The sequence below is a fragment of the Rahnella sp. CJA17(1/100) genome (genome assembly GCF_963881615.1).
GTDB lineage: Bacteria > Pseudomonadota > Gammaproteobacteria > Enterobacterales > Enterobacteriaceae > Rahnella > Rahnella aceris.
The window spans coordinates 377469-401595 of the sequence record NZ_CAWOJA010000033.1 but is presented as its reverse complement, the minus strand read 5'-3'; the positions used below and the strand labels follow the sequence as shown (position 1 = coordinate 401595).

Sequence of the window (24127 nt, the reverse complement as noted above, 5' to 3'; positions counted from 1 at the left end):
TCTTGCGAACGGCGAGGAGGTATTAATGGTTGCTTCCCTTTTAATGCAAACTTCAACTTATTGATTTTGCTTTAAAACCCCACCCCAGCCCTCCCCTTCGCAGGGGAGGGAGCGGACCGCGTGTTTGCTCCTCCCCCTGCGAAGGGGGAGGCGGGGAGGGGGTATTAATGGCAACTTCCCTTTTAAAGCAAACTTCAACTTATTGATTTATATTTAAAAAAATCGACAACGCACGCCTTCCGCCTACAGGTATCGCCCTTCAAGATGCGCCCGGAAGAACGCCGGATTCAGCGTTTCGCCTGTCGCGTTTTTCATCAGCTGATCTGTCGTGAACCGGCTGCCGTGCTGCCAGATATTCTGTTGCAGCCACTGGAACAGGGCGGTCAGGTCACCGCGGACAATGTCATCCTGCAACGTCGGAATGGCTTTGTTAGCCGTCTGGAACAACTGCGCGGCGTACATCGCGCCGAGGGTATATGTCGGGAAATAACCGAAGCCACCGTCGGTCCAGTGGATATCCTGCATGCAGCCGTCGCGGTAGTTTCCGACCGTGTCGATGCCAAGATATTCCTGCATCTTTCTGTTCCACAGGGCCGGAATATCATCAACTTCTATTTCACCTTCCATCAGCGCTTTTTCGATTTCATAGCGCAGAATGACGTGGGCCGGATAGCTCAGTTCATCGGCGTCGACACGGATAAGGCCCGGCTGGACGTGCTGGTTCAGCTTCATAAAGTTGCTTTCATCCAGCCCTTCACGGTGACCGAATTGCTCGATAACCAGCGGATACACAGATTTCAGGAACGGCTCGCTGCAACCCAGTTGCATTTCAAACAGCAGGCTTTGTGATTCGTGAACACCCATCGAACGGGCGTTGGAAACCGGCTGGCCCAGCCATTCTTTTGGCAGGTTTTGCTCGTAACGTGCATGACCGGTTTCGTGGATAACCCCCATCATGGCGCTGAGGAACTCATTTTCATTGTAACGTGTGGTGATACGTACATCCTGCGGAACCCCGCCACAGAACGGGTGCGCGCTGACATCGAGACGACCGGCATCGAAATTAAAACCCAGTTTACCCATCACTTTCAGACCAAGCTGCCGCTGTTTTTCGATGTCAAACGGCCCCTGTGGCGCAATGCGGGTTTCGGATTTTTGCTTTTCCACCACGGTTTGTAACAGATCCGGCAGCCAGGTTTTCAGATCGCCAAACAGCACATCCAGCTTCTGTGAGGTCATGCCCGGTTCGTATAAATCGAGCAGGGCGTCGTAACGGCTGATGCCCGCAGCCTCGGCGCGCAACTGTGCTTCCTGACGGCTCAGTTTAACCACTTCTTTCAGGTTATCCGAGAAGCCTTCCCAGTCGTTCGATTTACGCTGGATACGCCACGCCTGCTCGCAACGTGCGCCGGCCAGTGATTTTGCCTGTACCAGGCTTTCCGGCAGCAAAGCCGCCTGCTGATAGTGACGGCGCATTTCGCGCAGATTGGCCTGCTCAACGTCATTAAGTTGTTCGCCGCTGGCCTGTTCCAGCCATTCACCGACCTGTTTCGCCGTGAGGATCTGATGCGTCAGCACGCTCAGTTCAGCCAGCGCTTCCGAGCGGGCTTGTCCGCCTTCCGGTGGCATCATGGCCGCGGCATCCCAGCCTGCAATAGCCGATAAATGGCCGAAGCGGGACAAACGGGCGAAGGTGTCGTGTAATTTTTTATAGGCGATGGTCATTGTGGCTCCCTTCCTGATTTTCGTGATTAGGCTGTTCTGCAGCCAGATTGAATGTGGGTTTTACCGGCCAGCTGAAACGCAGACTGGCACCGCCGAGCGGGCTGCCGTCAACGGCGATACGCCCCTGATAAGCGACGGCGATGGAATGGACGATTGCCAGCCCCAGCCCGCAGCCGCCGGTGGCGCGATCACGGCTCGGGTCCAGGCGAACAAAGGGCTCAAAGATGCGGGTACGTTCTTCCGGCGGGATGCCCGGCCCGTCGTCTTCAACCTGCAGGCAGGCGAGTTCACTGTCTAACCACAGGCTGACGCGCAATGTCTGTTGCGAATAGCGCAGACCGTTGTTGACCAGATTGTCCAGTACACGCTCCATCAGACGTAAATCCACGCCGCCGAAATCGGCATTTTGCGGCGCGTCATAGAGAATGGTGCGCTCGGTGATCAGCCGGAAATCATCGACTTTGTCTTCCAGCCATTCGGCCAGATTGACTTTTTCCAGGTTAAGCGCCACCTGCGGACGGTCCAGACGTGCATAAGTCAGCAATTCGTCGATCAGCGCTTCAAGCTGCCCGATATCGCGGTTGATGGCATTTTGTTCCGACTCCGGCAGGTTTTCACTGATCGCCAGCCGGTAACGCAGGCGTACCAGCGGCGTACGCAGCTCATGGGCGATGCCGTCGATCAGGAGTTTTTTACTGGCGACCAGCGTACTGATGTTGTCTGCCATCTGGTTAAAGGCCACGCCCAGCCGGTTAAGGCTGGAGGTGGAATCAAAATCAATACGTTCGTCGAGATGGCCGTTACCGAGGCGCAGCGCGGAGTTTTCCAGCCGCAGCAAATCCTGCCAGTGCGGGCGCATCCACAGGAATACCGGCAGGGCCAGCGATAAACCGATGAAGATCAGCAACCCCAGATCCAGCAGCCGCATTTCATGCATATAAAACAGGTACGGAATAGGGCCGACCACCAGCACGTAATGGCTGCGCGGCACACGCTGAATGAAAGTGTATTCGTCATCAAGCGCAATAATTTCGCCGTCTTTAAGACGTTGATCCAGCACAGGGCTGAGTTTGCGTTTTCCGAGCGGCTCGATATGCAGTTTGAAAGACAGATTCAGATCCAGCGTATTGATGGTTTTGTTCCAGTCTTTAATCGGAATTTCCCGCAGTTCACTGCGCATCAGGTAGAGCGAACTTTTCATCAAATCGTTCATGGACTGACGGCCGGTACGTTCAGCGGTGACTTTGTAAACCAGTCCGACCAGCATCGCCATCACCAGAAAACAGACCAGCAGTAACAGAAAGAACTGGATGAAAAGCTTTTTCATTCCTGTAACGTCTCCCAGGCGTTGGGAGCAAACAGATAGCCTTTATTGCGCACGGTTTTGATGCGAAATGGCTCAAGGGTGTTGTCATACAGTTTGCGACGCAGGCGGGAGATTGCGACATCAATGCTGCGATCCAGCCCGTCATAGCTGACCCCGCGAAGGTTTTTCAGCAGCGCTTCGCGATCCATAATGCGCCCGGCGTGTGTTGCCAGTTCCCACAACAAATCAAAGTCGGAGGTAGAAAGAACGATCGTTTCATCCACCAGTGTCACTTCGCGGTTAACCGGGTCGATGCACAACTGACCGAAATGCAGGGCATTGCCACTTTTGAGCGTCTGAACCGGTTGTTCATTTTGGCTATTCTGCGCCGGACTCTGACGTAAATGCAGCCGCAAACGGGCCAGAAGTACCGCTGGTGGCGTTGTTTTCAAGATGTAATCGCTGGCGCCCATTTCAAGCGATAAAATGTGGTTCATGTCGCTGTCGAGTGATGTGAGCAACACAATCGGGCCGGGGAAGATCGGGCGTAAATCGCGGCATAATGTCATGCCATCTTTGCCCGGCAGCATGATATCGAGCAGAACCAGATCGGGTTTTTCTTTTTCAATACGCGCCTGCGCGGTATCGCCACGCGGTTCAACCAGCACGTCGATATCGTGTTTACCCAGATAGGCGGCAATCAGGTTGCCGACTTCTGCATCATCTTCTACAAAAACGATTTTATTCATTGGCTTGCTGCTTTAAGAAATCCGGTGATTAGCATAGCGTGACCCGCAGGGCGACGCTATCGTGCTAGCGTAATAGAACATGTCAGTTTCCGTTACGGAAAGCACCGGAAGCGACTGGCAAAGTGTTAGTGAATTATGCCATTATATAGCTGAATATCTTCGGCGTTATACATTGATTAAATAATTGATTGACCCTGACCAGGAAGAGGAAGAGGGGATGAATGAAAACCGCCTGGTACCCGATGCGCGCAGTCAACAAGCATCCTTTGACTACATGGAATACTTGTCCGCATCCTGCAAAAAGAAATGGAGTTTTGTCGACGCTATTTATGGCGTGATGCCGTTCTTTGGCATGGTTTTGAAATCCCGTTCGAAAAAAGAAAAATCCAGGCAGGAAGCGTTGCGCGCACTGGCCTTACAGGTAGTTTCCACCCAGGTCAGCGACGAGACCAATATTGTCCGGCTGATTGAACTGGCTGAGCAGCAGAATATGTACAGCATTGATATTAATCTGCCGTACTCGCTGACTGAAGAACAGCTCACTGCAATAAAAGTAGAATGCAAACATCTGGTGCAATTAAACCAGAATAATGATCATCTGTTAGTGCAGATTATGCAGATGCCTCCCCGGCACTGATTTCTCCGTGATGCATTCAAAATAAAGGCCGCTCTCGCGGCCTTTAACATTTCAGCAAATCCCTGCTTATTTCTTCAGTTCTGCGCGTAACTCTTCCACGTCTGAGGCAGAAACCGGCGCGGCGGCATTTCCCCAGCTGTTACGGATATACGTCAGCACGTTAGCGACATCAGCATCGCTCATGTTGGCATCAAACGATGGCATCGACGGCGCGGTCGGTTGGCTGTCGGTAGCCACCGGACGGCTGCCCGTCAGCACCACGCGGATAAGCGATGTGGCGTTGGTCTGGTTGATGAGCGGTGAATCGGCCAGGCGCGGGAACAGACCTTCCTGACCTTTTCCGGCTGGCGTATGGCATGCGGAACACCGGTCAGCATAGATATTTTTCCCGGCCACCATCGCCTTATCATCGGCTTTCACCGGCGCAGGGGCTTTGCTGCCGCTGTCATGACCGCTGTCTTTCAGGTACACCGCCACGGCTTTGAGGTCAGCATCCGTCCAGTGCTGAGACGAATTAGTGACTTCTTCCGCCATCGGACCGGAAGCGATATCGAAACGGTTAGACCCGGTTTTCAGATATTGCATCAGATCTTCCTGCGTCCAGTTGCCGACACCGGTGTGCTTGTTGCTGGTGATGTCCGGCGCGACCCAGCCTTCCACCACCGCGCCTTGCAGGAATTCGCTGTCCTTGTCGCCGCCAATCATATTTTTCGGTGTATGACAGGTGCCGCAGTGCCCCAGACCTTCAACGATATACGCGCCACGGTTCCATTCCGCCGATTTATCCATCTGCGGTTTGAATTCGCCTTGGGTGAAGTTCAGCCAGTTCCAGCCCATCAGGCTGGTACGCACGTTGAACGGGAACGGCAACTGGTTAGTCTCCACTTCGTGATGCACCGGTTGCAGGGTTTGCAGATATGCCCAGATGGCGGCGTTATCTTCGCGGGTCACTTTGGTGTAGGCCGTGAACGGCATCGCACCGTAAAGACGTTTGCCGCCGTGGCCGATGCCTTCGGACATCGCGCGCTGGAAGTCATCGAACGTCCATTTGCCGATACCAGTTTGCACATCTGGCGTAATGTTTGCGCCGACCAGACGGCCAAACGATGTTTCAATCGGTACGCCACCGGCGAAAGGTTTGGCATCCGGCGTGGAGGCGGTATGACAGGCGGCGCAGTCGCCCACCGTTGCCAGATACCGGCCACGTTCCACCTGTTCGAAAGAGCCGTCGCCTGCCGCGTGGGCCAGCCCGCTGATGCTCAAAGCCAGCAAACCGAGTGAGAATGAGGTTAACTTTTTCATGCGATCATCTCTCCCGGTTTTTTCAGATAGTAGTTACGGATTGCATGGGCGGCTTTGAACGCCAGCGCGCCGACGGTGCCGGTCGGGTTATAGCCCGGGTTTTGCGGGAAGGCAGACGCGCCGACCACGAACAGATTAGGCACATCCCAAACTTGCAGATGTTTGTTTACCGAGCTGGTGGTCGGATCCGCGCCCATCACAAATCCGCCGACCACGTGGGAAGACTGATACGGCGTACCGTTCCAGTGGCCTTTCATCGGATTAGCGACCAGCTGACGCGGATTCATCGCCTTGGCGATTTCGGCCACTTTACCGGTGCAATACGCGGCCATTTTCAGATCGTTTTCCGGGAAATCGAAGGTCACGCGCAGCAGCGGGCGACCCAGACGGTCTTTATAGTTCGGATCCAGTGACAGATAGTTGGTTTTGGTGGTGTAGCTGCTGGCCTCACAGCCGATCGACATCGAGCTGAGATAGTTGGCGACCGTGGCTTTTTTCCATTCGCTGCCCCATTTCGGCGTTCCCGGCGGAACAGGGCGGTAGCCGATGGGCGCACCGCCGATGGGTGTGACACGGATACTGCCACCGCCAAAGAAGCCCAGACCGCTGTGATCGAAGTTGTCGTTGTTGAAATCGTCGATGCCCATCCCGACCGCGCCTGCACCGATGAACGGGTTAAAGTTTTTGTCATCGAAGAACAGTTGCACACCGTTGGCGGTCTGATAAGCGTAATTACGGCCGGTGGTGCCGCTTAAGGTGACCGGGTCATAGGGTTTACCGATACCGGAAAGCAGCATCAGACGGACGTTTTCGAAGGTAAAGGCACTGACGATCACCAGATCAGCCGGTTGTTCCCACTCGTCACCGGACGAGTCGATATAGACCACACCGGTGGCGCGTTTACCGGTGGAATCGGTCAACACCTGCATCACTTCACAGTTGGTGCGGGCTTCGAAATTCTCCTTGCGGATCAGCGCCGGTAATACGGTAGTGATGGCGCTGGCCTTGGAATAGTTCGCGCAGCCGTAGTTGGTGCAGAATCCGCAGTAGGTACAGGGCCCCATTTTTACACCGAGCGGGTTGGTGTAAGGCTCGGAAATCAGGGAAGAGGGCACCGGGAAGGCTTTGTAGCCCATATTGCGCGCGGCTTCACCAAACAGTGTCGGGCCGTAAGGCTGATCCATCGGGCGGGTCGGATATTCAATCGAGCGCATCCCTTCATACGGGTTACCGCCTTCATGATGTTCGCCGTTCACGTTACTGGCTTTACCGGACACCCCGGCCAGACGTTCGAAAGAGGCGTAATGCGGTTCCATTTCATCCCAGTCGGTGCCCCAGTCTTGCAGAACTAACTCTTCCGGGATGGCGTTCGCGCCGTAACGTTCAGTCAGATGGCTTTTCAGGCGGAATTCATCTGGCTGGAAACGGAAGGTGATCCCCGCCCAGTGGTTGCCTGCGCCGCCGGTGCCGTTACCCGGATGGAAAGATCCCCATTCGCGCATCGGCAAAGCCGTTTGCGCCGGATTGTTGCGGATGGTGATGGTGTTCTGACGGGTGCGTAACATCAGTTCCTGACGGGTGTTGTAACGCAATTCATCGGTAACGGTGGCTACGTTGAAATCGCGCGCCGTATCACGCCACGGGCCGCGTTCAATTGCCACCACATTCAGACCTTCGTCGCACAATTCATTGGCGATGATCGAGCCGGCCCAGCCGAGTCCGATCACCACCACGTCGGTTTTGGGTAATTTTTTTGCCATAATATTGTTCTGCCCTTAGCTTTTCATTTTCCATGCGTCGCCGCCGGAAATGCTCAGCGGTTCGAGATCGAGTTTCTGGTTATGTTTGCCGACATATTCGCGGTAGTCGTAGCGTGCGCCGGGGAAGCCCAGCATTTTCCACGACACCATATTGCGGTTACCGCCATAAATCGGGTCAGCGAAGAAACCTTCCATCGTGTTCTTAAGTGCAATGGCGAAGAACAATTTGGAATCGATCCCATCAAGGGCAATTTTTCCACTCTCAAGGCCTGCCAGGATTTGATCCTGCTGGTCACCGGGCAGATCTTTGAATAATTTCTGATGCTGTGACCGGGTGTATTTATCCAGTGCGGCCAGACCAAGACGGTAACGCTGTTGCGGAACCAGCGGTGACTGGTCACCTTGTTCCGGTGTACCGTCCTGGAAAGGGCCTTGCATATAGAGGCGGGAATAAGTGCCGTAGAATCCGGCCAACTGACGGTCGATAAACACTGCGCATCCGGCATCTTTACCGCCCACGCTCAGGTCATCGGCGGGCACCAGACGGTCAACAATAGCTTCCATAGCAGCGGCTTCGGCGTCGGTGAAGAACGCCCAGCCATCGGTCTCAATCTGCGGCGGCGGGCTGGCGTCAAAGGGGCTCCACACGGGCGTGCCTTTGAGCGTCACCGCGTTTGCGGCTTTGGCGGCACCCAGTACTGCAGAGGCGGCCGTGAAGGAGAGAATTTGTCTGCGGGTCACGCCGGGCAAGGTTTTTTTGCTCATTTATGTTCCCTGTTTGTATACATCACTTTAAGGTCCGGACGCACTCTGCCAGGGCAGTCGGGTGGCGTCGGGATAATCGTTAACCTGCTAAGGATAAATGAAAACAGACTGTAAAGATAAATGGTTGGTTTGTTAAAAATGTTATCAAATGTGTGCAATGATATCTTTGGTGTTATTTTAGGTGATATTTTTTGTGAGGTGGCGGCAAATCATCCATGTATTCACTATGGAAATTAATTGGCATGATTTCATTTAAGGGAATGATGTATGTGGCCGTTCGTGGCGTGAAGGTTGAATTATGCTGACCGTGCGGTAAGATCAAACCTTACGGGCAAAATGTGTAAGGTATGACTGACGTCACAGATTTTTTTTCTGATTTATTGAAGCGATTTGCAGGCAAGACCTGCGCCTCTTTGCTGATGGCTGGGGGAACCGCCTTCTATGCTGTAAGCGCCAGTGCGCTGACGGCAGAACCCACCGAATACGGCGCACTCAGCTATAACCTCAGCGGTTTTCTGCCTGCCAGCGACGAAAGTTCTGTCTTTAACAATGGCACCCCGACCCAAGCGTCTCAGACGTTACCGAGCCTTGGCAGCCAGTATATCCATAACAATACCGGACCGACGGCCACTGAAAAACAACTTGCTACCACGCTGAAAGAGCTGGGAGCCACCACTACGGACAGCGATGATCCCCTGCGTGTGCAGGCGGAGACGCTGGCGTTGAGTCAGGCCGCGAAACTGGTGCAAAAAGAAACCAGCAGTTTGCTTTCGCCGCTGGGGACAGTGAGCACCTCACTGGATATGACCGGGCGTAATCTTGACGGCAGCTCCGGCCGGCTTTTCAGCCCGCTATATAATTCTCAAACCAATCTGGTTTACAGCCAGATTGGCCTGCAAAGCGAGACGGATGCCACTGTCGGTAATTTCGGCCTGGGCCAGCGCTTCAACACCGGCGCGTGGATGCTGGGATATAACGCTTTTGTGGATAATGATTTCGATCATCAGCTGACGCGCGGCAGTCTGGGCGCGGAAGCCTGGACAGATTACCTGCGTTTCTCCACCAATTATTATCATCCGTTTTCGTCCTATAAAGCCGACAGCAGTACGTCTGCGCAACTGCGCCGTCAGGCGCGTGGCTATGACATCACCACCAAAGGCTATTTACCGTTCTACCGCCAGTTGGGGGCTTCGCTGAGTTATGAGCAGTATTTCGGTCATCAGGTGGATTTGTTCGGTAACGGCACGCGGCAGAGTAATCCCTCGGCGGTGTCGTTTGGCGTGAATTACACACCGGTACCGCTGGTGACGGTGATGGCCGAGCATCAGGCCGGGCAGGATGGCGATAATCAGGATGTGGTGAAACTGACCCTCAATTACCGGCTGGGTGTGCCGCTGGATCAACAATTGTCTTTCCGGAATGTCGCGGCAGCGCGCTCGCTGCGCGGAAGCCGCATGGACATGGTTGATCGCAATAATATGCCGGTGATGGAATTCAAACAGCGTAAAACCTTGTCGGTGTTTTTAGCCACGCCGCCGTGGTCATTGCAGCCGGGCGAAACTGTGCCGCTGAAACTGCAACTGCGCGCGCTGAATTCAGTGGTGGCGCTGAGCTGGCAGGGCGATACGCAGGCGCTGAGCCTGACGCCACCCGCGAATAACCGTAATCCCGATGGCTGGAGTGTGATTGTGCCGCCGTGGGATGATTCCCCGGACGCCACCAACATTTATCGTCTGTCGGTGACCGTGGAAGACAGTAAATCGCAGAAAGTGACGTCAAACTGGATCACCCTCAATGTATCCCCGCCGCTGACTGCGCAACCGCAATACGGCAACGACGCCGGGCTGAATTTTTGATCGAGCCACTGATGGTCTGGCTTTTTGCTCCTCCCCCAGCGAAGGGGGAGGCAGGGAGGGGGTTTTAAAGGCTAACACCTTGTTAAAGCACATTACTCTGCAACACCCATACCGCCGCTTCGACGCGGGATTTGAGTTTCATTTTTTTCAGCAGGTGCTTGACGTGCACTTTCACCGTGCTTTCGGTGATATTCAAACGGCGGGCGATCATTTTGTTCGGTAAACCTTCAGCGATCAGTTTGATGATGTCGCGTTCACGCGGCGTCAGGGACTGAATATCGCGGTCACCGCTCGGGCGACTTTCACGCAGGCTGGCGGCAAGCACCGGCGTCAGCGCTTCGCTCAGCACCATCTTCCCGGCGGCGGCGTTATGCAACGCGGCGAGCAAATCTTCCGGTTCCATATCTTTCAGTAAATAACCATCCGCGCCACGTTTCAGGGCTGTCACCACGTCATCTTCGTGATTCGACACGCTGAATACCACGATACGACCGGAAAGCGAGGTCTGGCGCATGCTGTCGAGGGTATCCAGCCCGTTCATGCCCGGCATATTCAGATCCAGCAGGATCAGATCCGGGTCGAGCTGTTTCGCCAGTTCAACGCCTTGTTCGCCATTGCTGGCTTCGCCAATAACCTTGAGACGCGAGTCCAGCGCGATCAGCTGTTTCACGCCGTTACGCAGCATAGGATGATCGTCAATCAGCAAAATAGTGGAAGGGGTGATGTCGTTCATACTTGCTCCTGGGGATTGACAGGCAGGGCTTCCGGACGGAAACGCACCGTGACTTCTGTGCCGCCATCCGGGCGTCGGGCGACCCGACAACTGCCGTGTAAGGTACTGGCGCGATCCTGCATGATGATCAGGCCATAATGATTTTGTCGCTCGACGTCCTGTGAAATGCCTTCGCCGTTGTCACAAACACGCATGTTGATTTCGCCGTCATGACAGTGCAGTGAAAGCGATACCTGCGTGGCGTTAGCGTGTTTGTAAACATTGTTCAGGGCTTCACGGGCGATGTGCAGCAGGTGAATACCCTGATTAGCCGGCACGGAACGCGGCGGGATCTGGTAATCAAAACCGATGGACAGACCCATGCGGCGCGAGAATTCATCCACGGTATGTTGCAGCGCAGCGCGCAGGCCGGGAGTATTGAGCGTCAGTCGGAACGTGGTCAGCAGTTCCCGCAACTGACGATAAGCGGTACTCAGTTCCTCACGCATCTGCTGCAACAGATTTTTATCTTCTTCAGAAAACGTGTCAGCGTGCATTTGCAGGCAGGCCACCTGAATTTTCAGGCACGACAGCGACTGCGCCAGCGAGTCGTGCAGTTCGCGGGCGATGGCTGAGCGTTCTTCCATCAGCATTAACTGCTGCTGATGTTCTGCCTGACGCGCCAGCATCAGGGTGCTGGTGAGCTGTTCCAGCAGGGTATGTAGCAGTTGCTGCTGATCGTCATCCAGATACTGGCCCGGCGGCAACTGTGCCAGCAACACACCGTAATTTTCACGATCGTCGCGCAGGCTCCAGCTCAGGGATTCGCCGCCGTCATCCGCATGTTCACCGACCTTAGGGCTGTCAGGCTGACGGGGTGAAGCATGGCTGAATTCATTGAACACTTCCACACTGTTATTTTCGTATTGGCGCAACTGAATTCCGCTCAGCGGAGTCAGTGACTGTAACTCTTTCAGCACCGGCTCCATGCGCACCTCAAGCGGGTCGCTGGTGTGAAGCTGACGGCTCACACGGTACAGATAATCCAGCATCTGATTTTTTTGTTGCAGGTCGGCGGTTTTTTCTGCCACGCGCTGCGCCAGATTATCGACCATCTCCGCCAGCGCCAGCGACATGCTGTTAAGCGAATCACCGAGAATATCCATTTCATTATGCGCATCGCCATTCGCCACACGTTTGCGCTGATAGCGGTGGCTGAAATCCCCGGCGGTAATGGCGCTGGCCTGTGCGAGCAGGCTTTTCCAGGGCGTTAACAGATGGCGGCGCAGGAACCAGATGGTCAGCGCCATCAGTAATACAGTGACCGCCACCAGCCCGCGCTGAATCAGCGAAATCTGTTGCAGATGGTATTCGGTTTTGTACTCAAGTGCGGCGACCAGCACATCAAGCTGGCCGACAAATACGGCGATATTGGCTGATACATCTTGTGGATGCTTAGCCGCCAGAAGCTGGTCGCGCAGGGTAGTTTGCCAGTACTGACGTAACGCCAGAAACTGCGGTTGCAGGTTTTCGCGCTCTACCGCCTGTAATAAATCGGCGCTGCTTTCGTCAGCTTCCATCTGGCTGATATAACGGGCACTGGTTTCGCTCAGGGGAACCTGCGACAACAGCCGGTAACTCTGCATACGCAGGGAACCCGCTTTATTAATCGCATGGGCGTTGCCTTCGATACTGCCCGCCATCCACGCCGCCATGCTCATTCCGCCAATGCCCAGAAGGCCGAGCAGCAGCATCAGCAATGTGATCTGGCTGATGAGCGATAAAGAAGGCAGTGCGCGTTTAAACATGAATAGTATTTCCTGAACCTATATCGAAAGCTGCGGATACCGTGCCGGGCTGACACCAGCTGTACAGAGTGGGCATTTTTTATGATCAGAGGGCGTTTCCCTATACCTCTTTATGGTTACTCCTTTATTTCCATCTGATTTATACCTTCATTAGATGAAAGAATATTTCTTCATCAACTTTATGAATACTAGCAGTTTATTCTTTTTTCACCGGATACTCACAAAGGATTCATGGTCATTTTTCCTGCATTATCCACCTGCGTTTGCGTTGATTTGTATCAACATCCTGAAGCGGGGCTCTACCTAGTGTGTGCGACATAACTTAATCATTACAACAACAATGCGTTGCCACCGAGGTACACATGTCACACACATCAGCTTCACCGACGGAAAAACCGTCACGCCTGCTGCAGGACTGGCGTCCGGAAGATCCGGCCTTTTGGGAAAAGACCGGGCATAAAGTGGCCAGCCGTAATTTATGGATTTCCGTGCCGTGTTTGTTGCTGGGATTCTGCGTCTGGATGCTGTTCAGCCTGGTCTCCGTTAACCTCAATAAAGTCGGTTTTAACTTCACCACGGATCAGTTGTTTATGCTGACCGCTATTCCGTCTGTGTCCGGCGCACTGTTGCGCGTGCCTTACTCCTTTATGATCCCACTGTTCGGTGGCCGCCGCTGGACAGCCATCAGTACCGTGTTTCTGGTGCTGCCGTGCCTGTGGCTGGGTTTTGCGGTGCAGGATACCACCACGTCGTATAACGTTTTCCTGATCATTGCGCTGTTGTGCGGTTTCGGTGGAGCAAACTTCGCCTCGAGCATGTCCAATATCAGCTTCTTCTTCCCGAAAGCGAAGCAGGGCGGCGCATTAGGGATCAATGGCGGTCTGGGTAATCTGGGCGTGAGCGTGATGCAACTGGTTGCGCCGCTGGTCATTTCCCTGGGTGTGTTTGCGGCTTTCAGCGATAAACAAACCCTGGCGAACGGTGCGGACATGTGGCTGCAAAATGCGGCGTGGATTTGGGTACCCTTTTTGATCATCGGTACGCTTGCTGCCTGGTTTGGTATGAACGATCTGGCGTCTTCTAAAGCCTCAATCCGCCAGCAGTTGCCGGTGCTGAAACGCGGTCATCTGTGGATCATGAGCATATTGTATCTGGCGACTTTCGGCTCGTTTATCGGTTTCTCCGCCGGTTTTGCGATGTTGACTAAAACCCAGTTCCCCGACGTTAACATCCTGCAATTCGCCTTCTTCGGCCCGTTCTTTGGCGCGCTGGCGCGTTCTGCGGGAGGCATGCTGTCAGACCGCCTTGGCGGTATTCGCGTAACCCTGGTGAATTACATCGTCATGGCGATTTTTGCCGGTTTACTGTTCCTGACCTTGCCGGTCGGCGGCGCGGGCGGCAACTTCCCGGCATTCTTCGCGGTATTTATGGTGCTGTTCCTGACGGCCGGTCTGGGCAGTGGCTCCACCTACCAGATGATTGCGGTGATTTTCCGCAAACTGACTACCGACCAGGCTAAAGCGCGTGGCGCCAGCGATGATGAAGCGCTGCGTGAGGCGGTGACGGATACTGCTGCGGCGCTCGGTTTTATCTCTTCAATCGGCGCGATTGGCGGTTTCTTTATTCCTAAAGCGTTCGGGACTTCACTGGCGCTGACCGGTTCACCGGCTGGCGCGATGAAAGTCTTCCTGGTGTTTTACGTGGTCTGTGCGCTGATCACCTGGCTGGTGTACTGGCGCAAACTAAACAAAGGTTTTGCCACCAAACAAGTCAAAAGCTAATCGCGATACTCCGTGAAGGAAATAAAAGGGGCTTCGGCCCCTTTTGGCGTGATCAGACCTGCGGCACAGGAGGTTATTTCACGTAAGAATTCAGCACGCTCAGTACGACGTCCAGATCGGCCTCACGTTTCACAACATCTTCTTCATGAACAATATGCTCAGTCAGATGGCCTTTAATCACTTCCCGCATCAGGCCATTCACCGCGCCGCGGATCGCGGCAATTTGTTGCAGAACAGCCGCGCATTCATGGGGCTCATCCAGCATTTTATTTAACGCCGCCACCTGACCCTGAATTTTGCTGGTACGGGCTTTCAGCTTCTGTTTATCGCGAATGGTATGGGACATCTCACTTCCTCCGTGACACCAATGACGGCGCGATCATATCATTTGTGGATACTGGGGGGGTGTATTTAATACTGGGGGGGAGTAGAATCCCAGCGCCTACCTTATCGGGAATCATTACCATGAATGACTTTTCTACCCTTTTACAGCAGGGAAATGCGTGGATCTTTATACCCAGCGCCATATTGCTGGGGATTTTACACGGGCTTGAGCCGGGCCATTCGAAAACCATGATGGCTGCCTTTATCATTGCGATTAAAGGCACTGTCCGGCAGGCTATTTTACTGGGGCTGGCGGCCACGGTTTCGCATACTGCGATTGTCTGGATCATCGCGTTTGGCGGCATGTATCTCAGCAACCGGTTCACCGCAGAGGCTGTCGAGCCGTGGTTGCAACTGGTGTCTGCGGTTATCATCCTGGGCACGGCGGCATGGATGTTCTGGCGTACATTTCGCGGCGAACAACTCTGGAAGAAGGAGCACACGCACGGGCATCATGCTGATCATGACCATCATCACGGACATTCCCGCACGCATGCGAATGTTCAGCGTCACGTTCAGCCCCGGGGACTTAATAACCTGCGTGGCATGAAGCGTATCAGCCTGTCGCCGCAGGAATATCAGGACGCCCATGAACTGGCGCACGCCAGCGATATTGAGCGACGTTTTGCCAGTACGGAAGTGACTAACGGGCAGATTTTATTTTTCGGTCTGACCGGTGGGCTGATCCCGTGCCCGGCCGCCATTACCGTGCTGCTGATCTGCATCCAGCTTAAACAACTGGCGCTGGGAGCGACGATGGTAGTGTGTTTCAGCATCGGACTGGCGCTGACGCTGGTAACTGTAGGCGTGGCGGCTGCCGTCAGTGTCCGCCAGGCGGCTAAACGCTGGAGCGGTTTAAACACGCTGGCGCGCCGGGCGCCTTATTTTTCCAGTGTGCTGATCGCGCTGGTGGGGATTTATATGGGCATTCACGGGGTTATGGGCTTAACCTCATGAAAAATCTGAACGTAATCAGTCATAAGCAATAACAATTCAGACTTTTTAAAACCGGCTCAAGGCGTTATAAATGACGGGATGATAAACGGATAAATGGATCCCGCCATGAAAACTGCCCACCTTGTTGACCCCGAACTGCGCCCGTTACTGGATCTGATGCCAGAACGCGTGCTTGCAGCCTCCGTTCTGCCTGCCATGCGCGAGCAACGTCAGACGGCGGCGCTGGAAAGTCTGTTACAGGATGACGGGTTGCCGGTAACGGTTAGTCAGCATCACATTTCAGGTGGTGAAAATGCGCCAGCGGTGCGTGTCGTGGTGATTTCGCCGCAGCATGAACGGAAAGGCCGGATGGGTATTCTGCATATTCACGGTGGCGGTTATGTGCTGGGCAGCCCTGAACAGTCGATGCCGCTGACCCGCCCGACGACGGCACAGCACGACTGCGTCATTGTATCGGTGGATTACCGCCTCGCGCCGGAAACGCCGTTCCCCGGCCCGCTGGAAGATTGTTATGCCGCGCTGATCTGGATGACCGCACAGGCAGAGGTGTTGGGTATTGACCCTGCGCATATCGGTGTGATGGGTGACAGCGCCGGTGCCGGGCTGGCGGCCTCTCTGGCGCTGCTGACCCGCGACCGGGGCGGTCCGACACTGGCGTTTCAAAACCTGATGTATCCGATGCTCGACGACCGCACTGTAACCGATCCCAACCCGAATCCGGTGACCGGCGAATTCTCCTGGACGCGCGAGGACAACCGTTTCGGCTGGCACGCCTACCTCGGTCACGAAGCCGGTTTGCCGGATATTTCCTGCTACGCTGCGGCTGCCCGCGCAGAGGATCTGAGCGGATTACCACCGGCCTGGATTGGCGTCGGCTCAATTGATTTGTTCCTCGATGAAAACATCGACTATGCCCGCCGGTTAATCCGCGCTGGCGTGCCGGTGGAATTCAGCATCTATCCGGGCGGATTCCACGGTTTCAATGGCGATCCGGCCTATGCGCTGGCCCGTCGCGCCCGCAAACAACGTCAGGATGCCTTAGCCGGTTTTAATCCGCTGCGTCATTATCATGACTTTGGCTTATAATCAGCAGCAATCGATAAGGCATAACAACCGGCTGAATTAGAAAATAAATTGGATATCAAACAACTTATCTATCTCTGTAACCTCGAACGCGAACGGCATTTTGGCAGGGCGGCGGAAGCCAGCTTTGTCAGCCAGCCGACACTGTCGATGCGTCTCAAAAACCTCGAAAAAGAGCTCGACCTGAATCTGATCAATCGCGGTAATAACTTCGAAGGTTTTACCGCAGAAGGTCTGCGGGTGCTGAGCTGGGCGCGGGAAATCGTGGCTGTCTATGAAGGCCTGAAACTGGAGGTCGAATCGCTGAAACAGGGCATGAGCGGGACATTGCGTATCGGCGTGATGCCGCAATGCAGCGTGTCGCTGGCACAACTGATTAAGGCGGTAAGCGAAGCGCATCCGGGGCTGGATTACCGCGTGGCAGAAGTCAGTGCTGATCAGTTGATTGAAGCGCTGAGCAGCCATTCGGTGGATGTCGGTATCGGTTTCTTTGAGTTCTCGACGCTCAATGAGCTGCGCTTCCAATTGGTGCCGCTCGATGATGGCGGTGTTGACGTGGTGTATCACCCGGATCATTTCCCGCAGTTACAGGGCATTGAACGGATAACCGCCGAACAGGTTGCCGCGCTGCCGTTGTGTCTGTCTGAACCGAGCCGCTATTTCCGCCGGTATCTGGATAATTTCTTCCGCCAGGCCGGACTTGAGCTGCATCCGCGGCTGGAAAGCACGTCTATTTTCCAGCTGATGCAGGGCGTGTTTGTCGGAATTGGCTGTGCGCTGGTGCCGCGTGGACATCTGATTGATGAAATGCATCCTGCACTGAAACGTTGCCCGCTGGATATCACGCCGATGAGTCGTCACGCCGCGCTGGTCGTCGCCGAAGCGGGAAGGGCAACGCCGCTGGCGCAGCATTTCTTCACCGCCGCCGGGCTTTGGCTGGCGCAGCAGGCGCTTAACAAGTCGTCAAATGTGGCGCAATAAAGACGTTCTGTCCGGTATTCCTATTGATGTAATGAAACTTTCAGCCCAAGCTTTGCCGCAATACTTATGTGAAATGGATGGAGTAAGACATGAAAACATTGAAAGCCGTTGTTCTGGCGATGGCCTCTGCGGGTATTTTGCTTTCAGCAGGTGCACAGGCTTCGAATAATCTTCTGGGACAACTGCAGCAGGCCGCCAACGAAGGACTGAATGGCACCAGCAGCAAAACCGGTTCTGCCGGTACCACATCTTCGCTGACCTCGCTGCTCAGTGGCGGCGACAGTGCCCTGACGTCGACCAGCGCGAACAACGTCGCAGGTGTGTTGCAGTACTGCGTGAAGAACAACGTACTTTCCAAAGCCAGCACTGAGAATGTGAAAGATCAGTTGCTGAGCAAGCTGGGCATCCAGACGGCAGAGGGTGCTGAAAGCCAGGATTATCAGCAGGGTCTGGGTGGTTTGCTGAAAACCGGTAAAGATCAAAGTGTGGATCTGAATAATCTGGGGAGCGGGCTGACGCAGGTGAAAGAGAAAGTGAAAACCAAAGCCTGTGATGTGGTGCTGAAGCAGGCGAAATCGTTTATTTGATTGCAGAGGCCGCTGCAATGGCGGCTTTTAACTTCAAATTCAAATTCAAGGTCAACACCGTGGGCATCGGCCCACACCGACCAGAGACCCGGTAACGCGCGGGCCTCTGGTCTCCGCGCTTTTTCACTGCGCGCTCCGCTGGCGCAAGGGACATGTTCTGCTGTATTGATGAGTGGCGCAAATCCAGGTGCTGCGCACTACCTTCTCTCGGTCTTCGAGCCACAGGTCTCGAAGCCGCTCCGTTCAGCTGGATTTTGAGCACGCCATTGAACTCTCTAAAACAGAGTAATTTTGTTTTTTGAATTTAAGATCCTGCGGGCGATTCAGAAAGCTTGCTGAATGAGAGGTTGCAGACCATAGGCTGCAATCCCGAAACGAAGGAACCGCGCAGCGGCAAGATTTCCAGCCTGTCGCTGCGGTTGCTGAAACATAGCCAGCGCGCGGAACACATGTTTGAAAAAGCGAGGGGAGTTCAGAGGGGAAAAGCCTTTCCCCTCTGGTCGGTTTCGGCACGAAAGGCCGTGTGATAACCGTTATTGAGAAACCGAAATTTACTCAATTCTATTTAAAGCTTTTAAAGCCATTTAAAGGGATCCAAAGGGAACCCCCTTTCACTCCGCATAAACCTTCTCTTTACTCTCGCACAAATCTTCGATCAAACACGACCCGCACCGCGGCTTACGTGCAATGCAGGTATAGCGGCCATGCAGGATCAGCCAGTGGTGGCAGTCGAGCTTGAACTCGGCCGGAACCACTTTCAGCAATTTCTCTTCGACGTCATCCACGGTTTTACCCGGCGCGAACTTCGTGCGGTTACAGACGCGGAAAATATGCGTATCCACGGCAATGGTCGGCCAGCCGAAGGCGGTATTGAGCACTACGTTGGCGGTTTTGCGGCCAACGCCAGGCAGCGCTTCAAGCGCTGCGCGGTCTTCCGGCACTTCACCATGGTGTTTTTCCAGCAAAATACGGCAGGTTTTAATCACGTTCTCCGCTTTGGCATTAAACAGGCCAATGGTTTTGATGTATTCCTTTACGCCGTCCACGCCAAGGGCCAGAACCGATTCAGGCGTGTTGGCGACCGGATACAGCTTTGCCGTCGCCTTGTTCACGCTGACATCGGTAGCCTGCGCAGAAAGTAATACCGAAATCAGCAGTTCGAACGGGGTGGTGTACACCAGTTCGGTAGTGGGATGCGGATTGTTATCGCGCAAACGGCTGAGAATTTCGGTGCGTTTTTCCTTATTCATGAACGCTTCCCTTTGGCAGACTTTCTTCCGCCACAACGTGCTGTGCCGCTTGCCGTGCTTTCATACGCTGATCAATCAGATATTTGCCGGCCAGCAGCAGACCGAGGCCGATAAATGCGCCCGGCGGTAACATCGCCAGCAGGAACGGGTTATCCAGATGCAGCACTTCGACGCGCAGCACTTTCGCCCAACTGCCGAGCAACAAATCAGCGCCATTGAACAGCACGCCGCTGCCGAGAATTTCACGCATTGAACCCAGCACAAACATTGCGCAGGTTGCGCCCAGGCCGGTCATCGCGCCGTCGAGGGCGGCCAGATGGATCGGGCTGCTGGCGGCACAGGCTTCGGCACGGCCGACCACAATGCAGTTGGTCACAATCAGCGGAATAAAAATGCCCAGCGCCTGATACAGACCGAACGCGTAGGCATTGATCAGCATCTGCACGGTACTGACCACCGAGGCGATAATCAGTACGTAAATCGGGATGCGGATTTCATCCGGGATCCACTTACGGAATGCGGAAATCATGGCGTTGGTACAGGTCAGCACCAGCGTAGTCGCCAGCCCTAAACCGAGGGCGTTGGTGGCAGTCGACGTCACGGCCAGCAGCGGACAAAGCCCCAGCAGCTGAACCAGCGAGGAGTTATTGGTCCACAGACCCTGAACGATTATCTTTTTGGCTTCACTCATCACGGGCTCCACAAGGGGTGAGGTGGGAAAGCTGAGACGGTACCGTCCCGATAAACAGCGCCGTACGTTTTACCGAGCGGACGACGGCGCGCGGTGTAATGGTCGCACCGGTAAACTGATCAAACATACCGCCGTCTTTCTTCACCGCCCAGCGCTCATCGCTTGCACCATTGACGGTCTGATTGGCGAAATGTTTGATCCAGTCGGAAATGCGCACTTCAATTTTGTCACCCAGCCCCGGCGTTTCGTGCTGTTCCAGCACGCGGGAACCGTAAACTTTGCCATGAAAATCAGCCGCCACCAGCAACTGAATCGCACCGGAATAGCCATCAGGCGCGGTGGTTTCAACCACGGCAGCCACCGGCTGACCATTTTTGCGCGCCAGATACAGACGGTGCGGTGCCATGCTGCCAAGTGACTCATCAGTGACGTTGTAACATTCGTTTTGCATATCGTTGTCGTACACGCTGGCCGGGATCACCTGATCAAACAGCGTTTTTTGCTGTAACAGCGCCTGATGTTCAATGGTCGGCTTGGTCATCAGGTTGACCAGTGCCGTCATACCGGTCATCAGTGCGCCAAAGAAAGCCAGAATCAGGCCGTGGCGTCGCATTGTAGCTAACATAATTCTTCCTCAGCGATGCCCGTAAACACGTGGTTGTGTGTAGTGATCAATCAGCGGCACGGTGATATTGGCCAGTAAAACGGCAAAAGCGACACCATCCGGATAACCGCCGTAACTGCGGATCAGCCACACCAGTAAACCAATCAGTCCCCCGAAAATCAGGCGGCCTTTCGGGGTGGTGGATGCCGTCACCGGATCCGTGGCAATAAAGAATGCGCCCAGCATCGTCGCGCCGGAGAACAGTCCGATCAGCGGTGAAGGATAGTTTTCCGGTGCCAGACCCCACGCGATACCCGCGCAAATGACCAGCATGCCTAACATGGCGGCCGGAATATGCCAGCTGATGATTTTGCGCCACATCAGGAACAGGCCACCGGCCAGGAATCCGAGGTTAATCCACTGCCAGCCGAGACCGGCCAGCGTGCCGCTGAACAGCGGCGTTCCGAGGATCTGATCGGCGGTATGGCCGGAGCGCAGACCGGTTTTAAACGCATCCAGTGGTGTCGCCTGCGTCACGCCATCCACGTTCATGTTCAACTGATACGCGGTCAGATCCTGACTGTTATGGCCGGTGAAAATGGTCAGTAGCGTGTCGGTGAATCCGACGTGATGATGCTGTAAAACATCCGGCGGCAGCCAGGTTGTCATCTGAACCGGGAAAGAAATCAGCAGCACCACATAACCTACCATGGCCGGGTTAAACGGATTCTGACCAAGACCCCCGTAAAGTTGTTTGGCGATGATGATGGCGAAAATCGTGCCGAGCACCACCATCCACCACGGGCCCAGCGGCGGCAGGCTGATACCCAGCAAAACGGCTGTCAGCAGGGCACTGTTATCGCCCAGGCGTTTTTTCACCGGCAGTTTGCGCAACTGTAACACCGCACCTTCTGCCAGCAGGGCAATGACGATAGCCAGCGTCAGCTGAATCAGCGTGCCGTAACCGAAGAACCAGACCTGAGCGAGCAGGCCGGGAATACACGCCAGAATCACCATCATCATGATGGTACTGGTGTTCTGGCGATTATGCGTAAAAGGTGAACTTGCAATCCTGAAGGCCATCTATTCCTCGTTCGACATTGTCTGAGCGGCTTTACGGGCCTTAACTCGGGCGATCGCAGCCGCTACAGCGGCTTTGCGTGGATCGCTTTCTTGTTGTGATGTTTCTTTTTCTTCCGGTTCAGCGTCCTGCGCTTCACTCAGTGCAGCGGCTTTTTTGGCTTTGGCACGCGCGATGGCAGCCGCCACCGCCGCTTTGCGTTTGTCGTCTGCGGAAGGTTCTGCAGGTGACGTTGTCACGTTTTCTTCAGTGCCCGCAGGTTGCGCAGCAGCGGCCTTTTTGGCTTTCACGCGGGCAATGGCGGCGGCGACAGCAGCTTTGCGATCGTCGTCAGCGGAGGGCTGTGGTGCAACGTTCAGTTCGCTTTCTTTGGCTTCCACGACAACGCCGTTATTGCCGGCTTTCTTCGCTTTCACGCGGGCAATAGCGGCTGCCACGGCGGCCTTACGATCGTCTTCTGCAGATGGCGGCGTTTCAGGCACCGGCTCAGAAGCCACCGGAATGTCCTGTTCAGCGGCGGCTTTTTTGGCTTTTGCACGGGCAATGGCAGCGGCCAGCGCCGCTTTGCGCGGATCGGCTTCGGCCTGTTGTTCCGTGGCCTTTTCAGCGACAGGTGCTTCTTCTGCTGCGACGTCGTCCAGCTTCACTGCCGCTTTCTGATGTTTCTCTTCACGCGCTAATTTCTCACGTTCCATACGCGCCTGTTTGGCTTCGAAACGGGCTTTGGCTTCGGTGGCCCGGGCAGTCTCTGCATCGATGGCGCGGATTTCGGCCTTTTCCTGACGGTAATATTGCACCAGCGGAATATTGCTCGGACAGACATACGCACAGGCGCCGCATTCGATGCAGTCGAACAGATTATGCTTGCGCGCTTTTTCGTGTTCTTCACCTTTACTGAACCAGTAAAGTTGCTGAGGCAGTAAACCGGCCGGACAGGATTCCGCGCACAGGCTGCAACGGATACAGGCTTCTTCCGGCTCCGGCTGACCCAGTTCGGCGTCAGACGGCGCGAGCAGACAGTTGGAAATTTTGACCACAGGCACATTGAGCGATGGCAGGGTGAAGCCCATCAGCGGGCCGCCCATGATCACCATCTTTTTATCGCCCTGCGGTTGTAACTGGCCTTCCTGCATCAGGTGTTCAATCGGCGTGCCCAGACGCGCCCAGACGTTGCCCGGTTTTGCCATCGCTTCACCGGTCAGCGTGACCACGCGTTCGATCAGCGGTTCGCCGTCAATGATTGCGCGTTTAATGGCAAACACGGTGCCGACGTTTTGCATCAGTACGCCGATGGACGACGAGTGATGGCCTTTCGGCACTTCGAGGCCGGTCAGGATTTTGGTCAGCTGTTTGGCACCGCCGGACGGGTATTTGGTCGGAATGACCCGCAGTTCGAAACGCACTCCGTCGGAGATTTCAGCACTGATCGCGGCTTTAAGCGCGGCAATCGCTTCAGGTTTGTTGTCTTCGATGCCGATCAGCACCCGTTCAGGATGCAACATGTGGCAGAGGATGCGCGTACCCTGGAGAATTTCCATGGCATGTTCCTGCATCAGCCGGTCATCGGCAGTGATGTAAGGCTCACATTCGGCCGCGTTGAGGATCAGTGTGCGGGTCGATGTCAGGCCACCGGCTAATTTGCTGGCGGTCGGGAAGCCTGCGCCACCCAGCCCGGCAATACCGGCCTGACTGATGCGCTGATTCAGTTCATCAGCAGAAAGCTGGCGGTAATCGGCAATGAATTCGCGTTCGCACCAGGTATCAAGGCCGTCGGCTTCAATCAGCACACAGAGTTCTTTCAGACCGGAAGGGTGCGCGGTGATGTGCGGTTCGATGGCCGTGATCACGCCCGACGTCGGCGCGTGAACCGGCACGGTACGGCCACGGCCAGTGGTCAGCGGCTGACCTTTTAACACAGGGTCGCCGGCTTTCACACACAGCTCGCCTTCAGGGCCAAGATGTTGCTGAAGGGGGATGATAAAGCGCTCAGGCAGCGGCACGTTGCGCAGCGGAACGTGGCTTGACTGAGTCTTCATTTCCGGCGGATGAATACCGCCGTCGAAGTCCCAGACTTTGTCTTTTTTGAGCGCCGCAAACAGATTAAACAT

Annotated in this window: 21 protein-coding genes; 7 read left to right on the top strand and 14 right to left on the bottom strand. The window is 54.9% G+C overall.

The features are described from left to right. Window positions 1-243: 243 nt before the first annotated feature. Genes AACU55_RS16450 through rstA form a run of 3 tightly spaced genes read right to left on the bottom strand, consistent with a single transcriptional unit; the run spans window position 244 to window position 3780 of the window. Window positions 244-1725, bottom strand: coding sequence for a carboxypeptidase M32 (locus AACU55_RS16450; RefSeq protein WP_112198572.1), 1482 nt, complete (start codon window positions 1723-1725; stop codon window positions 244-246). After that, complete coding sequence (gene rstB, locus AACU55_RS16445; RefSeq protein WP_013575409.1) at window positions 1709-3052, bottom strand: two-component system sensor histidine kinase RstB; 1344 nt, start codon at window positions 3050-3052, stop codon at window positions 1709-1711. Before rstB ends, AACU55_RS16450 begins: the two co-directional genes overlap by 17 nt. Further along, window positions 3049-3780: a two-component system response regulator RstA gene (gene rstA, locus AACU55_RS16440; protein WP_013575410.1), complete on the bottom strand. Its 732-nt coding sequence runs from the start codon at window positions 3778-3780 to the stop codon at window positions 3049-3051. The genes rstB and rstA overlap by 4 nt, the downstream gene beginning before the upstream one ends. 217 nt (window positions 3781-3997) lie before the next feature. Here rstA and AACU55_RS16435 point away from each other — a divergent pair, with 217 nt between their 5' ends. Continuing rightward, on the top strand, window positions 3998-4417 hold the full coding sequence (locus AACU55_RS16435) for a hypothetical protein (RefSeq protein WP_013575411.1): 420 nt from the start codon (window positions 3998-4000) through the stop codon (window positions 4415-4417). Between the two features lie 66 nt (window positions 4418-4483). Here AACU55_RS16435 and AACU55_RS16430 read toward each other — a convergent pair whose 3' ends face one another. The 3 genes from AACU55_RS16430 to AACU55_RS16420 are packed head-to-tail and all read right to left on the bottom strand — an operon-like array spanning window position 4484 to window position 8244. Further along, window positions 4484-5719 carry a c-type cytochrome gene (locus AACU55_RS16430; protein ID WP_134705775.1) on the bottom strand — a complete coding sequence of 412 codons (1236 nt, stop codon included), beginning with the start codon at window positions 5717-5719 and terminating at the stop codon, window positions 4484-4486. After that, window positions 5716-7479 carry a GMC family oxidoreductase gene (locus tag AACU55_RS16425; RefSeq protein ID WP_134705774.1) on the bottom strand — a complete coding sequence of 588 codons (1764 nt, stop codon included), beginning with the start codon at window positions 7477-7479 and terminating at the stop codon, window positions 5716-5718. The genes AACU55_RS16430 and AACU55_RS16425 overlap by 4 nt, the downstream gene beginning before the upstream one ends. 15 nt (window positions 7480-7494) lie before the next feature. Continuing rightward, window positions 7495-8244 (bottom strand): gluconate 2-dehydrogenase subunit 3 family protein, encoded by a 750-nt coding sequence (locus AACU55_RS16420; RefSeq protein WP_134705773.1) that lies wholly within the window; start codon window positions 8242-8244, stop codon window positions 7495-7497. Window positions 8245-8591: 347 nt separating this feature from the next. Here AACU55_RS16420 and AACU55_RS16415 point away from each other — a divergent pair, with 347 nt between their 5' ends. Beyond that, complete coding sequence (locus tag AACU55_RS16415) at window positions 8592-10100, top strand: YchO/YchP family invasin (protein WP_112198570.1); 1509 nt, start codon at window positions 8592-8594, stop codon at window positions 10098-10100. An 82-nt stretch (window positions 10101-10182) separates the two neighbouring features. On the opposite strand, the gene narL is transcribed toward AACU55_RS16415, so the two are convergent. Together narL and narX are read right to left on the bottom strand one after the other, a co-directional pair. Then, window positions 10183-10833: a two-component system response regulator NarL gene (gene narL, locus AACU55_RS16410; RefSeq protein ID WP_013575416.1), complete on the bottom strand. Its 651-nt coding sequence runs from the start codon at window positions 10831-10833 to the stop codon at window positions 10183-10185. Then, the gene (gene narX / locus AACU55_RS16405) at window positions 10830-12620 is read right to left on the bottom strand and encodes a nitrate/nitrite two-component system sensor histidine kinase NarX (protein ID WP_131637636.1); all 1791 of its coding nucleotides are present in this window, start codon (window positions 12618-12620) and stop codon (window positions 10830-10832) included. The genes narL and narX overlap by 4 nt, the downstream gene beginning before the upstream one ends. A 362-nt stretch (window positions 12621-12982) precedes the next feature. Here narX and AACU55_RS16400 point away from each other — a divergent pair, with 362 nt between their 5' ends. Beyond that, a complete protein-coding gene (locus AACU55_RS16400) occupies window positions 12983-14401 on the top strand; it encodes a NarK family nitrate/nitrite MFS transporter (RefSeq protein WP_013575418.1) in 1419 nt (472 codons plus the stop codon). A gap of 73 nt (window positions 14402-14474) precedes the next feature. Here the strand turns inward: AACU55_RS16400 and rcnR are convergent, their stop codons facing one another. Beyond that, window positions 14475-14747: a Ni(II)/Co(II)-binding transcriptional repressor RcnR gene (gene rcnR / locus AACU55_RS16395; RefSeq protein ID WP_013575420.1), complete on the bottom strand. Its 273-nt coding sequence runs from the start codon at window positions 14745-14747 to the stop codon at window positions 14475-14477. Between the two features lie 119 nt (window positions 14748-14866). On the opposite strand from rcnR, the gene AACU55_RS16390 reads away from it, so the two are divergent. The 4 genes from AACU55_RS16390 to AACU55_RS16375 all read left to right on the top strand — a co-directional run bounded on the left by AACU55_RS16390 (window position 14867) and on the right by AACU55_RS16375 (window position 18393). After that, window positions 14867-15742 (top strand): nickel/cobalt efflux protein RcnA, encoded by an 876-nt coding sequence (locus tag AACU55_RS16390; RefSeq protein ID WP_134705772.1) that lies wholly within the window; start codon window positions 14867-14869, stop codon window positions 15740-15742. A gap of 105 nt (window positions 15743-15847) precedes the next feature. Further along, on the top strand, window positions 15848-16828 hold the full coding sequence (locus tag AACU55_RS16385) for an alpha/beta hydrolase (RefSeq protein ID WP_134705771.1): 981 nt from the start codon (window positions 15848-15850) through the stop codon (window positions 16826-16828). Window positions 16829-16876: 48 nt separating this feature from the next. Then, complete coding sequence (locus tag AACU55_RS16380) at window positions 16877-17806, top strand: LysR family transcriptional regulator (RefSeq protein ID WP_013575423.1); 930 nt, start codon at window positions 16877-16879, stop codon at window positions 17804-17806. 89 nt (window positions 17807-17895) lie between these two features. Next, window positions 17896-18393, top strand: coding sequence for a DUF2501 domain-containing protein (locus AACU55_RS16375; RefSeq protein ID WP_037033961.1), 498 nt, complete (start codon window positions 17896-17898; stop codon window positions 18391-18393). A 611-nt stretch (window positions 18394-19004) separates the two neighbouring features. Here the strand turns inward: AACU55_RS16375 and nth are convergent. Genes nth through rsxC form a run of 5 tightly spaced genes read right to left on the bottom strand, consistent with a single transcriptional unit; the run spans window position 19005 to window position 24127 of the window. Beyond that, window positions 19005-19643: an endonuclease III gene (nth, locus tag AACU55_RS16370; RefSeq protein ID WP_013575425.1), complete on the bottom strand. Its 639-nt coding sequence runs from the start codon at window positions 19641-19643 to the stop codon at window positions 19005-19007. Next, window positions 19636-20334 (bottom strand): electron transport complex subunit E, encoded by a 699-nt coding sequence (locus tag AACU55_RS16365; RefSeq protein ID WP_013575426.1) that lies wholly within the window; start codon window positions 20332-20334, stop codon window positions 19636-19638. Before AACU55_RS16365 ends, nth begins: the two co-directional genes overlap by 8 nt. After that, entirely contained in the window at window positions 20327-20959 is a 633-nt protein-coding gene (rsxG, locus tag AACU55_RS16360; protein ID WP_013575427.1) for an electron transport complex subunit RsxG, read from the bottom strand. Before rsxG ends, AACU55_RS16365 begins: the two co-directional genes overlap by 8 nt. A gap of 9 nt (window positions 20960-20968) precedes the next feature. Next, window positions 20969-22021 (bottom strand): electron transport complex subunit RsxD, encoded by a 1053-nt coding sequence (rsxD, locus tag AACU55_RS16355; protein WP_013575428.1) that lies wholly within the window; start codon window positions 22019-22021, stop codon window positions 20969-20971. Next, window positions 22022-24127, bottom strand: a complete 2106-nt coding sequence (gene rsxC, locus AACU55_RS16350) for an electron transport complex subunit RsxC (RefSeq protein ID WP_134705770.1) — start codon at window positions 24125-24127, stop codon at window positions 22022-22024.